17 protein-coding genes are annotated in these 14,515 nt (G+C 42.2%); 13 read left to right on the forward strand and 4 right to left on the reverse strand.

The features are described 5' to 3' along the window. Nucleotides 1-24: 24 nt before the first annotated feature. On the reverse strand, nt 25-1,056 hold the full coding sequence (locus P20439_RS17340; protein ID WP_008468732.1) for a hypothetical protein: 1,032 nt from the start codon (nt 1,054-1,056) through the stop codon (nt 25-27). 100 nt (nt 1,057-1,156) lie between these two features. Continuing rightward, nucleotides 1,157-1,615, reverse strand: coding sequence for an EVE domain-containing protein (locus P20439_RS17345; RefSeq protein ID WP_008468734.1), 459 nt, complete (start codon nt 1,613-1,615; stop codon nt 1,157-1,159). An 83-nt stretch (nt 1,616-1,698) separates the two neighbouring features. Here P20439_RS17345 and tesB point away from each other — a divergent pair, with 83 nt between their 5' ends. Beyond that, nucleotides 1,699-2,556, forward strand: coding sequence for an acyl-CoA thioesterase II (gene tesB, locus P20439_RS17350; protein WP_008108303.1), 858 nt, complete (start codon nt 1,699-1,701; stop codon nt 2,554-2,556). A 55-nt stretch (nt 2,557-2,611) separates the two neighbouring features. Here the strand turns inward: tesB and plsB are convergent, their stop codons facing one another. Continuing rightward, nucleotides 2,612-5,050: a glycerol-3-phosphate 1-O-acyltransferase PlsB gene (gene plsB / locus P20439_RS17355; protein ID WP_008468736.1), complete on the reverse strand. Its 2,439-nt coding sequence runs from the start codon at nt 5,048-5,050 to the stop codon at nt 2,612-2,614. Nucleotides 5,051-5,477: 427 nt separating this feature from the next. Here plsB and rpsJ point away from each other — a divergent pair, with 427 nt between their 5' ends. The 11 genes from rpsJ to rpsQ are packed head-to-tail and all read left to right on the forward strand — an operon-like array spanning nt 5,478 to nt 10,444. Continuing rightward, on the forward strand, nt 5,478-5,789 hold the full coding sequence (gene rpsJ / locus P20439_RS17360; protein ID WP_002957900.1) for a 30S ribosomal protein S10: 312 nt from the start codon (nt 5,478-5,480) through the stop codon (nt 5,787-5,789). 27 nt (nt 5,790-5,816) lie between these two features. After that, nucleotides 5,817-6,452 (forward strand): 50S ribosomal protein L3, encoded by a 636-nt coding sequence (gene rplC / locus P20439_RS17365; protein ID WP_008108338.1) that lies wholly within the window; start codon nt 5,817-5,819, stop codon nt 6,450-6,452. A gap of 17 nt (nt 6,453-6,469) precedes the next feature. Beyond that, nucleotides 6,470-7,075 carry a 50S ribosomal protein L4 gene (gene rplD, locus P20439_RS17370; RefSeq protein ID WP_008108340.1) on the forward strand — a complete coding sequence of 202 codons (606 nt, stop codon included), beginning with the start codon at nt 6,470-6,472 and terminating at the stop codon, nt 7,073-7,075. Next, nucleotides 7,072-7,374, forward strand: coding sequence for a 50S ribosomal protein L23 (rplW, locus tag P20439_RS17375; RefSeq protein WP_008108343.1), 303 nt, complete (start codon nt 7,072-7,074; stop codon nt 7,372-7,374). Before rplD ends, rplW begins: the two co-directional genes overlap by 4 nt. A 17-nt stretch (nt 7,375-7,391) precedes the next feature. Further along, nucleotides 7,392-8,216: a 50S ribosomal protein L2 gene (rplB, locus tag P20439_RS17380; protein ID WP_008108345.1), complete on the forward strand. Its 825-nt coding sequence runs from the start codon at nt 7,392-7,394 to the stop codon at nt 8,214-8,216. A 15-nt stretch (nt 8,217-8,231) separates the two neighbouring features. After that, nucleotides 8,232-8,510, forward strand: coding sequence for a 30S ribosomal protein S19 (gene rpsS / locus P20439_RS17385; protein ID WP_004588689.1), 279 nt, complete (start codon nt 8,232-8,234; stop codon nt 8,508-8,510). Between the two features lie 13 nt (nt 8,511-8,523). Further along, nucleotides 8,524-8,856, forward strand: a complete 333-nt coding sequence (rplV, locus tag P20439_RS17390; protein ID WP_004588690.1) for a 50S ribosomal protein L22 — start codon at nt 8,524-8,526, stop codon at nt 8,854-8,856. 12 nt (nt 8,857-8,868) lie between these two features. Next, complete coding sequence (rpsC, locus tag P20439_RS17395; RefSeq protein ID WP_008108350.1) at nt 8,869-9,570, forward strand: 30S ribosomal protein S3; 702 nt, start codon at nt 8,869-8,871, stop codon at nt 9,568-9,570. 12 nt (nt 9,571-9,582) lie between these two features. Beyond that, nucleotides 9,583-9,996 carry a 50S ribosomal protein L16 gene (gene rplP, locus P20439_RS17400; protein WP_008108352.1) on the forward strand — a complete coding sequence of 138 codons (414 nt, stop codon included), beginning with the start codon at nt 9,583-9,585 and terminating at the stop codon, nt 9,994-9,996. Continuing rightward, entirely contained in the window at nt 9,996-10,187 is a 192-nt protein-coding gene (gene rpmC, locus P20439_RS17405) for a 50S ribosomal protein L29 (protein ID WP_008108355.1), read from the forward strand. Before rplP ends, rpmC begins: the two co-directional genes overlap by 1 nt. Continuing rightward, nucleotides 10,187-10,444: a 30S ribosomal protein S17 gene (gene rpsQ / locus P20439_RS17410; protein ID WP_008108356.1), complete on the forward strand. Its 258-nt coding sequence runs from the start codon at nt 10,187-10,189 to the stop codon at nt 10,442-10,444. The genes rpmC and rpsQ overlap by 1 nt, the downstream gene beginning before the upstream one ends. Before the next feature lie 323 nt (nt 10,445-10,767). Here rpsQ and P20439_RS17415 read toward each other — a convergent pair whose 3' ends face one another. Further along, on the reverse strand, nt 10,768-12,378 hold the full coding sequence (locus P20439_RS17415) for an endonuclease (protein ID WP_008468738.1): 1,611 nt from the start codon (nt 12,376-12,378) through the stop codon (nt 10,768-10,770). Nucleotides 12,379-12,677: 299 nt separating this feature from the next. On the opposite strand from P20439_RS17415, the gene P20439_RS17420 reads away from it, so the two are divergent. Next, nucleotides 12,678-14,492, forward strand: coding sequence for an assimilatory sulfite reductase (NADPH) flavoprotein subunit (locus P20439_RS17420; RefSeq protein WP_008468740.1), 1,815 nt, complete (start codon nt 12,678-12,680; stop codon nt 14,490-14,492). Nucleotides 14,493-14,515 lie beyond the last annotated feature (23 nt).

Raw genomic sequence — 14,515 nt, forward strand, 5'->3', positions numbered from 1 at the left:
GGGCAACGTTTGAGTTGCCCAGTGTTATTTTAATTGCTTGAGTTTATGCTCAACCAGCGGATCATCTGGCACGAGTTGTTGTGCCACCTCTAATAGCTTAATAGCATCGGTAGGATTTTCGTCTTGATGTTTAATGGCTACGTCTATTAGTGGTTGAATATCAATTTGCGCTTGATGCTCTTTTACATGCGTGGCTTTTTCATCAATTAAAATAGTGTGAGCGGTACTTAATAACGCTTGGCGATGTGGCGACTTAGCGTTGGCTTTATTAAGTTTTTTATAATAATCCTCTTTTAAACGCAGTGTTTTTGTTTGCAGCCTAAATTGCGCAATGTCGATTTGCTGATCACGAATAAAATCAACCGCCACTTGTTTATAAAAGCCAAACTTATTTAAATAAGTGGCATGAGTGCCGTGCCCCATACCAAACACGCGTAAGTGAGTGAGTTGTTTATAGCGTTTAGCATGTTGGCGGTCAATACGATTAGTTGGATCGTAAATAATGTAACCCTCGGCATCCCCTAAATCTAAGTCATGGTAGTCACCTTGCCAGTCATATTGCTGGGCTATCTCAGTACTTGAGCGGTCATCCCAAGGGGCGAGTAGCTTGTTTTTGGTGCTAACAGGGTGGAAAAACAGTACTTTGTCGAGTTTTAGTAATTTAGCAAATGCACCCACAGCAAAGCCGCCACGACTAAGCCCATAACCTAACTTGGTTTTAAATGGAGAAAGTAAGGGAGCTAATTGCTCAATAAAAAAGATTAAATTGCGATTACGAAACCAGTTACTTTTACCCAAATGCTGAAACGCAATAATATTAACGTTTTGCTTTTGTGCTAAATGATAGCCCCATGGGACAAAGTCTTCGTTCAAATCGCGTTCTTGCACATCAGTGCCCGCAGGAGAAAAAGTAAAAAGCAGAGGTTTATTGAGATCAACAAAGTGATATTTTACATACACATCACCGAGTAAATCTCCACCAGAGGTTGGTAGCTTTGCTTGCCTCTCATCATCACTGAGAGTTAACCATTCATCTAACCAATACAGTAATTTCATTTTTCCTCCAGTACACACAAGCCGCAGATCATAACAAATCTGGCTACATAAGAAAATCGAGCGGTGAGATGCTACGCTGATGGATAGTTACCTTGGTGACTTATTTCGCCATATTTAAAATTTCATGCCAGTCATTGTCGGTTACTGGCATGACCGATAAACGGCCACTTTTTTTAAGTGCTATATCAGTTATAGCACTATTTGCTTTGATTGCTTGTAGGCTGACTAAACTACTTAAATGCGCCTGATAGGTTATTTCCACTACAAACCAACGAGGATTTTCAGTGGTTGCTTTAGCATCGTAATAGTCACTACCTAAATCGAATTGAGTTGGATCGGGGTAAGCGGTCTTAGTAACCACTGCAAGTCCTGCAACGCCAACTTGCTTGCAGCTAGAGTGATAAATCATCACCAAATCGCCCTTTTGTACATCATCACGAATAAAGTTACGCGCTTGGTAGTTACGTACACCTTCCCATAGCGTTGTTTGCTCTGGGGCTTGTTTTAAGTCATCAATTGAAAAGGCGTCGGGTTCGGTTTTAAACAGCCAAAAAGCCATATTAGATTTCCTCAATCAGTGAGTTAGTATTTTTCCAGTATTGTATAGTATCATTTAGAAATTAGGGGATTGAGGAAGAAATAATGAGCCAAGTATTAGATGATTTATTGTCGCTATTGTCACTTGAAGAAATTGAGCAAGGTTTATATCGAGGACAAAGCCAAGACTTAGGTTTTAGAGCGGTGTTTGGCGGTCAAGTTATGGGACAAGCGCTTTCCGCAGCTAAAGAAACATTGCCTGCAGGACGTATTGTTCACTCCTTACATTCTTACTTCTTACGCCCAGGCGACGCTGCAAAGCCAATCGTTTATGATGTAGAGACGATTCGCGATGGTAAAAGTTTTAGTACTCGTCGAGTTAGCGCCATTCAGTACGGTAAACCTATTTTTTACATGACGGCGTCGTTTCAAGGTGAAGAGCAAGGATTATCGCATCAAGCTACCATGCCTGATGTTCCCGCACCTGAAGAGCTGCGTTCTTCGTTAGAGTTTTATCAAGAAAATGCGCAGCATATTCCTGAAGCAATCCGTAATAAGTTTATTCGTGAAATGCCGATAGAAATGCGTCCGGTTAATTTTCATAATCCGTTTAAGCCAGAGGCCATAGAGCCAGTAAAACATATTTGGTTTAAAGCCAATGGCGATATGCCGGACGATCAACGTATTCATAACTACTTATTAGCGTATGCGTCTGACTTTGAGTTTTTACCAACCGCACTGCAGCCACATGGTGTCTCGTTTATGCAGCCGAATATGCAAGTAGCGACGATTGATCATGCTATGTGGTTTCATCGTCCATTTAGAATGGATGATTGGATTTTATATACTATTGATAGCCCAAGTGCGAGCTCAGGAAGAGGGTTGGTACGCGGGCAGTTTTTTGACCGCCAAGGAAATTTGGTAGCCTCTACTATTCAAGAAGGGGTAATGCGTCAGCGTTAACACTTCAAAACCCACTATATTGAGTTAATTCAACATAGTGGGTAATTAGAGTCTGTTACTGACATTGAGCGTGAACAATGTCAGTAATTGATTGCCAAATACGTGCTGGCAAGAGTGTTTGCAGTTGCTTGTAGGTCTCGCACAGCTCTTGGCTTCCTTGTAAGCCTGTATCAGATTCACTAATAAGCTTTTGTTCGCGAAGATTGGAAATAAAACTACTAAGTACCTTCTTATCAAAAAACTCCGGCGTTTTAATACCATGTAACGTACCCAAACGCTGTGCCAACACATAGCTTTCACGTTCCAGTTCTGCTTTTGCAATACCTTGGCTGGTTTGAATAAAGCCAATCACAATCGCATAACGTTGCAGAGTAAAGCTTAATGCACGACCAAGCATTTCGAGTTTGGCAAAGCTATCGTTATTTTGAGTCACTTTAATGTTATCACCATCAAGCTCAATTAAGCCTTGATCGCTAAAGTTAGTTAAAATGCGGGTTACATAGCTTTCATCAAGCTCTTGTAAATACCACTCTTTGGCGAATAACGGATAAAAAGATTTTACCAATTGATGGCAGCGAGTAACGGTACTTTGATGCTGCTTGAATAAATGCAGGGCAACTAAACTCGGCACTGCAAAAATATGCAAAATGTTATTACGGTAATAGTTAAATAAGGTTTTTTCTTTATCGTTTATCGCAATAATTTCACCAAACTCATCACTGATCACATCAAACTTATTCAACTTTAAGGCGTGTTCTAGCAGTTGCTCTGGCGTTTCATCGGGTGCGGTTATTTTATTGCTGTAGCTAGCTTCACGTTGTAATCGCAAATAAAACTCAAGCTGAGCTAGCAATTTAGGTTTACTCAATGCCTGCTTATCGTTTACTAGCAGAATCATCGCGAGTAAGTTAACTGAGTTAAGTGCGGCTGCATTGTTAATTTTAACCATAACCTGATCAGCAAGATTAGCCACCTGCGGCCCTAACCATTGTGGCTTTTGCACGTCGGTAGCATGAATTGACTCGCGCCAGTCTGGCTGGTTGTCATTTAGGTATTGGTTAATAGATATAGGGTCACCAAAATTTAAATAACCACGACCATAGTTTTTTAAGTTTTTAATCGCTTTAAAAATACCTAATATCGACTCGCCCTTTTTATCATTACCCGCGAGCTCTTTTAAGTAGGTGTTTATTTCCATTACGTGTTCGTAGCCTATGTATACAGGCACAATGGATACTGGGCGATCAATACCGCGCAGCATTGCTTGTAATGTCATGGCGAGCATGCCGGTTTTTGGGGGTAGTAAACGTCCGGTTCTGCTGCGGCCACCTTCGGTATAAAACTTAACCGAATAACCTTTTATAAATAACTGGCTCAAGTACTCTTTAAATACCGCTGAGTAGAGTTTGTTACCAGCAAATGAGCGACGAATAAAAAATGCACCACTGCGGCGGAATATGCCACCTGCAGGGAAAAAGTTGAGGTTGATCCCAGCTGCAATATGCGGTGGTACAAGGCCTTGATGATAAATAGAGTAGGTTAGCAGTAAGTAATCCATATGACTTCGATGACAAGGCATGTAGATTATTTCATGGCCTTTATTGGTTAGGTCATGAATTTGCTCGGTGTACTTTATATCAATGCCATTATAAAGCTTATTCCAAAGCCACGTTAATATACGATCCGCAACGCGGATGGTGGCATCACTATAATTAGCGGCAATTTCATCCAGCAACTTCAAGGCGTTTTGTCGCGCTTGAGCTTGGCTGATGTTTTTTTCAGTGGCCTCGGTTTGAATTGCTTTTTTTATTGTTGGTGATGCCAGCAGTGAGCTAAATAGCTGATCACGAGATGGTATTTTAGGCCCTGTAGCAGCCAGCTTTTGACGCTTAAAGTGAACTCGAGCTACACGCAACAGCTTATGAGGAAGTTCATTAACGTCGGCTTTTTCATTGACCAATAAAGATAGGTCGAGTGGCTGGCTAAATCGAATAAAGTTATCTCTTCCTGAAAAAAGTACCACAAAGATTTTTCTAAACCAGCTGGGCGTAAGTGAGTGCGAAAGTAAAGTGCTTAATCCTGGCTTTTCTTTACCCGGCGCTCTGCCCCATAAAATAGTCACAGGCACAACCTGGACATTTTTTTGGCCACTATTTAATAAATGCTCAACAATGTGTTTGCCTTGCGCTAATGCATTGGTAGGTTTTTCTTTATCACCAAATAGCGGGGGAGGGTTTTTAATGCCGATAAAGCGATCTAACGCCTCGTCACCTAATACTTGCTGCTCTGTTGGGTCTGGTAAACCATTTCGTTTGCAAACACGTGCCAGTGCCGCTAAATCAAAGCGTGAATTTAAACGCACTATATAAAATGTCGGGTTTTTAGGGTTTAACTCAAATTGCTCTAAAGGTTTTTCAGGCAGTACTTTGCTTTTAACAAACAAGCGGCTAATACCACCAGAGATAAGATTTAAACCATAATTTAAAATACGCATTGACTCACCATAAGAGAGTAGTTACCCAAACCAATATGGGTATATAACAGCAAAATTAGCGCATAGGATAACATAATATCTAAAAAATCCCCTGCAGATTAATCGACAAGCTATGACATTATAAAGACATCATCACTTCCATTGCGTTCACTATTAATAAACTTAGCTATTTTTTAAACGACAATATCAAAGTAATAATGTCTAAATAGTTGTTGCATTTATCGCCAGTATCATTATAATACGCAGGCTTTCAAAATTCTCTCGGGAACAAGAAAGAATAAATTAAGCTTGGATTTCAAGCTAATAAACAGGAGTTCCGATTTGGAACTCAACGTAGATATAATCAAACAACCGGCATCTTAATTATTAAGATTGTTTCGGTCGTTTTTTTATGCTCTTTAAATGCTCTTTATATTGAGGTTTAAGAATGTCAAATCAACGCATTCGTATTCGCCTAAAAGCTTTTGACCACCGTTTGATTGACCAATCAACGGCGGAAATCGTGGAAACTGCGAAACGCACTGGCGCACAAGTACGTGGTCCAATTCCACTACCTACACGCTTTGAACGTTTTACTGTACTTACATCACCGCACGTTAATAAAGACGCGCGTGATCAGTACGAGATCCGCACCCATAAACGTCTGATCGACATCGTAGAACCAACTGACAAGACTGTAGACGCACTTATGCGTTTAGACCTTGCTGCTGGTGTTGATGTTCAAATCAGCCTGGGTTAATCGGAAGATTAGAGAGGTTTTAGGAAAATGGCATTAGGTCTAGTCGGTCGTAAAGTGGGTATGACACGTATCTTCACTGAAGATGGTGTATCTATCCCTGTGACAGTTATTGAAGCGACTCCTAACCGCATTGCTCAGATCAAATCTGACGCAACAGACGGTTATAACGCGCTTCAAGTAACCGCAGGCACTAAAAAAGCAAGCCGTGTAAACAAAGCAACAGCGGGTCACTTCGCTAAAGCTGGTGTTGAAGCGGGTCGCGGTCTGTGGGAATTCCGCCTAAATGGTGGTGAAGGCGATTTTGAAGTAGGCGCAGAGCTTACGGTTGAATTATTCAACGAAATCAACAAAGTTGACGTAACCGGTACTTCTAAAGGTAAAGGTTTCCAAGGTGGTGTTAAGCGCTGGAATTTCAGCATGCAAGACGCTACACATGGTAACTCTCTATCTCACCGTGCTCCTGGTTCAATCGGTCAAAACCAATCACCTGGTAAGGTGTTTAAAGGTAAGAAAATGGCCGGTCAAATGGGTAATGAGCAAGTAACAACTCAGAACCTTGAACTAGTTCGCGTTGACGCTGAGCGTAACCTGCTTTTAGTTAAAGGTGCAGTACCTGGCGCTATCGGCGGTGACGTTATCGTTAAACCAGCTGTTAAAGCATAAGTCCTGGAGATTTAGTGATGGAATTAGCAATTAAAGACGCTTCTGGCGCTCTTGAAGTTTCTGAAGCTACTTTTGGACGTGAGTTTAACGAAGCATTAGTACACCAAGTAGTTGTTGCATACGCAGCAGGTGCTCGTCAAGGTACTCGTGCTCAGAAGACACGTTCTGAAGTAAGCGGTGGTGGTAAAAAACCATGGGCTCAAAAAGGTACTGGCCGTGCACGTGCTGGTACAATCCGTAGTCCAATTTGGCGTTCAGGTGGCGTTAGCTTCGCAGCTAAACCACAAGACCACAGCCAAAAAGTAAACCGTAAAATGTACCGTGGTGCGATCAAAAGCATCTTATCTGAATTAGTTCGTCAAGAGCGTTTAATCGTTGTTGAAAGTTTTGGTCTTGAAGCACCAAAAACTAAAGAACTAGTTGCTAAGCTTAAAGAACTTGAGCTTAAAGATGTTCTTATCGTGACTGAAGAAGTAGATGAAAATCTTTTCTTATCGGCACGTAACCTGTACAAGGTTGACACACGTGATGTAGCTGGTATCGATCCTGTAAGCTTAATTGCTTTCGACAAGGTACTAATTACAGCTGCTGCTGTTAAGCAACTTGAGGAGGCGCTAGCATGATCCGTGAAGAACGTCTTTTAAAAGTGATCCTTGCTCCACACATCTCTGAAAAAAGCACAATCGCTGCTGAAGAAAACAATACTATTGTTTTTAAAGTAGCAAATGACGCAACTAAAGCTGAAGTTAAAGCGGCAGTTGAGAAGCTTTTTGAAGTAGAAGTAACTGGTGTTCGCACACTTAACGTTAAGGGTAAAACAAAACGTACTGGCATGCGTTTCGGTCGTCGTAGCGACTGGAAGAAAGCTTACGTTACTCTTAAAGAAGGTAGCGAGCTGGACTTTGTCGGCGGCGCCGAGTAATAAGGGGAGTTAGAATTATGGCACTTCAAAAGTGTAAGCCAACTTCTGCGGGTCGTCGTCACCTAGTTAAAGTGGTTAACCCAGATTTACATAAGGGTAAACCTTACGCACCACTATTAGAGAAAAACTCTAAATCAGGTGGTCGTAATAACAATGGTCGTATTACGGTTCGTCATATCGGTGGTGGTCATAAGCAGCATTACCGTTTAATCGATTTTAAACGTACTAAAGATGGCATTCCAGCCACTGTTGAGCGTTTAGAATATGATCCAAATCGTAGCGCAAACATCGCTCTTGTATTATATGCAGACGGTGAGCGTCGTTACATTATCGCACCTAAAGGCTTAAAAGCTGGCGATGCAATCCAGTCTGGTGTTGATGCACCAATCAAACCTGGTAATGCATTACCTATGCGTAATATGCCTGTAGGTTCGACTGTTCACAACGTAGAATTAAAACCAGGTAAAGGTGCTCAAATTGCACGTTCTGCTGGTGCATACGTTCAAATCCTTGCTCGTGATGGTCAATATGTAACATTACGTCTTCGTTCAGGCGAAGTTCGTAAAGTTGAAGCTGACTGTCGTGCTACGCTAGGTGAAGTAGGCAATGCTGAGCATATGCTTCGTTCACTTGGTAAAGCAGGTGCAAATCGCTGGCGTGGTATTCGTCCGACAGTTCGTGGTGTTGCCATGAACCCGGTTGATCACCCACACGGTGGTGGTGAAGGTCGTACATCTGGTGGTCGTCATCCTGTGTCTCCATGGGGTAAACCGACTAAAGGTGCTAAGACGCGTAAGAACAAGCGTACGGATAAATTTATAGTACGTCGTCGTACTAAGTAATATTGAGGAATAGCCATGCCACGCTCTCTCAAGAAGGGTCCTTTTATAGACCTACACTTGCTGAAGAAGGTAGAGAAAGCTTTGGAAAGCGGTGAAAAGAAGCCAATTAAAACTTGGAGCCGTCGTTCAATGATCATACCTAACATGATCGGATTGACCATTGCTGTCCATAATGGTCGCCAGCATGTACCAGTTTTCGTTTCTGACGAAATGATCGGTCACAAACTAGGTGAATTTGCACCAACTCGCACTTACCGTGGCCATGCTGCGGATAAGAAAGCGAAGAAACGTTAAGAGGGGAAGATAAATGCAAGCATTAGCTAAACATAAATTCGCCTCTGGTTCGGCGCAAAAAGCACGTCTAGTTGCAGATCAGATCCGCGGGTTACCTGTCGATCGCGCACTAGAAATCCTGGCGTACAGCCCGAAAAAAGCGGCTGTATTAGTTAAGAAAGTACTTGAGTCTGCTATTGCTAACGCAGAGCATAACGAAGGTGCTGACATTGATGAGCTACGTGTAACAACGATCTTTGTGGACGATGGTCCAACAATGAAACGTATTATGCCACGTGCTAAAGGACGCGCAGACCGCATCCTTAAGCGTACAAGCCACATCACTGTTGTGGTTTCAGATAGCTAGGAGATATAAGTAATGGGACAAAAAGTTCATCCTACTGGTATTCGCCTAGGTATATCTAAACCTTGGGTTTCTACCTGGTACGCGAATTCAAAAGATTTCTCTGCACAGCTTTTTGGCGATCACAAAGTACGTACATTCCTTACTAAGGAATTGAAAGCGGCTTCTGTGTCTAAAATCGTTATTGAGCGTCCAGCAAAATCTATCCGAGTAACTATTCACACGGCTCGTCCGGGTGTTGTTATCGGTAAAAAAGGCGAAGACGTAGAAAAATTACGTCAAGCGGTAACTAAAATCGCTGGTGTACCTGCTCAGATTAATATTTCTGAAGTACGTAAACCAGAACTAGATGCACAACTAGTAGCAGACGGCATTGCCTCTCAGCTAGAGCGTCGTGTTATGTTCCGTCGCGCTATGAAGCGTTCGGTACAAAATGCAATGCGCATCGGTTCTAAAGGGATTAAAGTTGAAGTTAGCGGTCGTCTTGGCGGCGCAGAAATCGCACGTTCAGAATGGTATCGTGAAGGTCGTGTACCTCTACATACTCTTCGTGCTGATATCGACTACGCAACTTCTGAAGCCTTAACCACTTACGGTATCATTGGTGTTAAAGTTTGGATCTTCAAAGGCGAAGTTATTGGTGGTTTACCACTAGTACAAGAGCAAGAGAAGCCAGCTAAACGCGCACCAAAGAAAGCCAAAAAAAGTGCTAAGTAGAGGTAGCGAGTAATGTTACAGCCAAAACGTACAAAATTCCGTAAAATGCATAAAGGCCGCAACCGTGGTCTAGCGCAAAACGGTAACAAAGTAAGCTTCGGTACTTTCGGTTTGAAAGCTACTGGTCGTGGCCGCATGACTGCTCGTCAAATCGAAGCAGCTCGTCGTGCTATGACACGTCACGTGAAACGTCAAGGTAAAATCTGGATCCGTGTCTTCCCTGACAAGCCGATCACAGAAAAACCTCTTGAAGTTCGTATGGGTAAAGGTAAAGGTTCTGTTGAATATTGGGTTGCTGAAATTCAGCCTGGTAAAGTACTTTACGAAATGGAAGGTGTTTCAGAAGAGCTTGCTCGTGAAGCGTTTAACCTTGCTGCTCGTAAGCTGCCATTCAAAACAACTTTCGTAACTCGGACGGTAATGTGATGAAAGCAAACGAACTAAAAGATAAAAGCGTAGAAGAGCTTAATGCTGAACTTCTAGGTCTTCTTCGTGAGCAGTTTAACCTGCGCATGCAAGCAAGCACTGGTCAGCTAGCTCAGACACACACGCTAAGAACAGTACGTCGCGATATCGCGCGTGTAAAAACAATTATTAACCAGAAGGCAGGTCAATAATGAGCGATAAAATTCGTACTCTTCAAGGCCGTGTAATCAGCGACAAGATGGAAAAATCTTTCACTGTTGCTATCGCACGTTACGTGAAGCACCCAATCTATGGGAAATTCATCAAACGTACGACTAAGTTACACGTACATGACGAAAATAACACTGCAAAAGCGGGTGACACTGTCACTATCCGTGAATGCGCTCCAATCTCTAAGAACAAATCTTGGACTTTGGTAGATGTTGTTGAACGTCCAAAACAAGCTTAATTTTTAATTAAGTCTGTTTTATAAGAAACCCCAGCTTTTGCTGGGGTTTTTTTTGCGTTTAAAAAAAGCGATAAGTTTGAAGCTTTCAGCCTTCAGAAGTAAGTAAATTATAGCGCCGAAGTTTGGGTTGAGTGTTACGAACCTAAGTGCAAAAAATAATATTATAAAATAGGTGTAAGAAAAGCCTTTGCAAATGCAAAGGCTTATGCTTTTCTGCAAAGCCCGAAGCCCGAAGCCCGAAGCCCGAAGCCCGAAGCCCGAAGCCCGAAGCCCGAAGCCCGAAGCCCGAAGCCCGAAGCCCGAAGCCCGAAGCCCGAAGCCTTTTACCAAATCATCTCTACAAACTCAGGATGATCGATATACGGGTTACGGTTTCCCTGAAATTCAAACGCTGCTTGGTTGCGGTCTAATTCCATTTGGCTAACAGGATCGTTGTTATGCCACTTTAACAGCATGGCCACAACCCAGCTTTCAAATACTTGGGTACTGGTGCCATTAAGCACGTCATTACTAGCTGCGGTGTTATTTTGCCAAGCACCAATTACGTTTTGATAACGGGTTGCCATGTAAAAATAAGCACGTGCAAAGTCACCTTTAAATTCATCAATAGGTTCAAACACAGTACCGTTGTAATTAATCGTATTACTTGCAGAGCCTAATTTACTGCCGTTGGTTGAGGTAAACGAAGCGCTTGCTACTTCACCGAATGGGAAGTTGCTTCGTTTTGAATTTACATAACCGTCAGTGGCGTAAATATGATGAACATCAGAGTTCATCGGTTCAACTTTTCCACCAAACCAACTTTTAGGGAACGAATGCTCTCGGTTGTAGCAATCTGCCTCACCACTGTAGGTGCCACATTGATCGCTAACGGCTGTGTATGTGTAGCTATCAGAGCCATTGGGCTTCTCGCTGTACATATCTAAAATACTATTATCGTTTTCATAGTATTTATCACGCGCCGATGCGTCGTAAAAATTCCAAATAGCGGAATACCCTTGAGCATTATGATTATTAATAATGTTATAAAGCTCAGTTTTTAGCGTGTAACCAGACAAGCCTTGAGTTGTCACATAGTAGCCGGTTGGCGTCGGTGTTGGCTCAGTGCTTCCTAATGAGAAAGCGGTAGCTTCGGTTGTTTGAAAACTAGCTCCACTGGCGAGCAATGTGCTTTCATTATTCAAGGCGTAGCTACCACTGCCATATGAACAGCAAATACCATCGCCATAGCTGTCATTAATAGTAAATGTATACTCACCATCGGCTACGCATAATTGTTCGGTATATTGGGTGTTTGCAGCATACTCACTTCCGCTTGCAACGACACCGGTTTGGTTGTGCGCTATTTGCCAGCTGGTTTCTTCGCCGTAGTTATCTGTGGTTAGGCTAAAAGTAAGGCCGTTATCTGCGCAGCTTGGAGAGCCACTGCTGTCATTACTAGGCAAGAAGTTATCAACATAAACTAACTCGCTACCATCAAATCCCGTTGTATCATAAAAGCGTAAGCCGACATCAATGGTTTTATTACTATCGGCTGTGTAGCTGTAAGTAATGGTTTGCCATTGGTTGGTTTGTGCTGGATTTGAATAGCCTTGATAACCATCTATCAACAAACGCGCCTTAAGATGGCCTTCGGTATGATACACATCAACTGAGAACTCATAAGTTTTACCCATTTCAACAGCGACTTGCTGCAAAAAATCAGTATTGCTTTGTGTGCCTGTATTAACGCTAATCGCTGCTGCTTGTGAGCCTTTACTTACGACTGTGCTGTTGGCAGATACGTTAATACCGCTATCAATCACTGTCCATGCATCTGGGGTGTTGCCACTGTATTGTTCAAAGTTGCCATTAACCACATTAGCCATCGCGGGTAATGAGGATAATAACAAGGTGCTCAAAAGTAATTTGTTTTTATATATACCGTGTAACATAGGTGTTCCTATTTTATAGTTTTGCGTAATATACCTTAGATCATAAAAGTTACAAAATTGTTAAATTAAAATTTCATAAAAGACAATAAAACCTTTTTAGGTCTATTTCGCAGGTTTTTATGTAACTTAATAACTAAATGGAATATCAAAGCAGATTCTATTCTTTTTTTATCTATGCTTAGACGGCTATCCTGCATACTCAATTAACCTCAACAGAACTTTCTGAGTGAGGTGGCACTCATTTTTAAACAATGTGAACAGGCATTGTGTTTAACGTTCAGGGTTATGAGGAAAAATTCATGTTGTTAGGTCAACTCAATGCGCTAGCAAGTCCGCTTTCGCAAGAGCAAGTACAAAAGCTACAAGGTTTAGTGGCTGAGCTTAATCCAATTCAGCAAGCCTGGGTTAGCGGCTACTTAGCTGCTAATGCTAATTCTGCAGCGCTAGGCGCGCCAGCTTCAGGTGCACCTGCAACCTCGGAGGCGGCAGCGTTGACCATTTTATATGGTTCGCAAACAGGTAATGCTAAAGCGGTGGCGACTAAACTTAAAGAGCAAGCTGAGTCTCGCGGCTTAGCAACTAAACTGGTTAGTATGTCAGATTACAAACCGACAGCCCTGAAAAAAGAAAAGTTTTTAACCGTTGTTGTATCGACTTACGGCGAGGGTGAGCCACCAGAAGACGCCGAAACACTGTATGAATTTTTAATTACTAAAAAAGCGCCAAAGCTTGATGGTGTCAAAGTTGCAGTATTAGGCTTAGGTGATTCTAGCTATGAATTTTTCTGTCAAACCGCTAAAGACTTTGAAGAGCGTTTAACTAAATTAGGTGCAGAGGTTATTCATCAACGTGCCGACCTAGACGTTGATTACGATGACGAAGCAGCCACTTGGATTGAAGGCGCACTAAATGCGTTTGAGCCAGATTTAAAAGCTCAGCAAGATGCCACAGGCGGTCAAGTTGTATCAATGCCATTTGGCTCGCCTACAGCAGCTGCTAGTCAGTACACAAAGCAAAATCCGTTTGCGGCAGAGCTAAGCTTAGTGCAAAAAATTACCGGTCGTGATTCAACCAAAGATGTACGCCATGTTGAAATTTCACTTGAAGGGTCAGATATTAGTTACACCCCAGGTGATTCATTAGGCATTTACTTCTTAAATGATGAAGTACGTGTAGATGAGCTACTAGCGCAAACGCAAATTGATCCTACTAGCCGCGTTAAACTTGGCGATGAAGAACTCAGCGTACGTGATGCCTTAATTGAAAAACTAGAGCTAACACAATCCTACCCTGGCTTTGTTGAAAAGTATGCCACCGCTACAGGCACGCCTGAGCTGCTTAAACTAGTAGAAGATAAAGGCGCAATGCGCGAATACATTGAGCCTTGCCAAATCTTTGATGTGGTTGCACAAAACCCAGCTAAATTAGAAGCGCAAACACTAGTTGATTGCCTGCGTAAATTACAAGCACGTTTATATTCAATTGCTTCTAGCCAAGCAGAGGTTGAAGATGAGGTGCATTTAACTATTGCATTAGTTGAGTTTGAAGCGTTTGGTACAGAGCATTTAGGTGGTTGTTCAGGGTACTTAGCACGCCGCGCTGAAGAAGGCTGTAAAGTAAAAGTGTTCAGTGAACATAATGATAACTTCCGCTTACCAGTAAACGATGACACACCGATTATTATGGTTGGACCAGGTACTGGTATTGCGCCATTTCGCGCCTTTTTACAAGAGCGTGATGCACGAGAAGCAACAGGTAAAAACTGGCTATTTTTTGGTAACCCACACTTTACTCAAGACTTCTTGTACCAAGTAGAAATTCAAGGGTACTTAAAGTCAGGTTTACTAAGTAAGGTTGATGTGGCGTTTAGTCGTGACCAAGCAGAAAAAGTTTATGTACAAGATAAGTTACGTAAAAACTCAAAAGAAGTGTTTGATTGGTTAGAAGCGGGTGCTCATTTTTATGTGTGTGGCGATGCAAACCGCATGGCAAAGGATGTACATAATGCCTTAGTTGATATCATTAGCGAAAACACTGGTAAAAGCTATGAAGACGCAGAGCTTTATTTAAAAGACTTACGAAGCGCAAATCGCTATCAGAAAGATGTGTACTAAGTACACATTGCTTACTTTATAAC

The sequence above is a fragment of the Pseudoalteromonas sp. BSi20439 genome (assembly GCF_000241165.1).
Classification (GTDB): domain Bacteria; phylum Pseudomonadota; class Gammaproteobacteria; order Enterobacterales; family Alteromonadaceae; genus Pseudoalteromonas.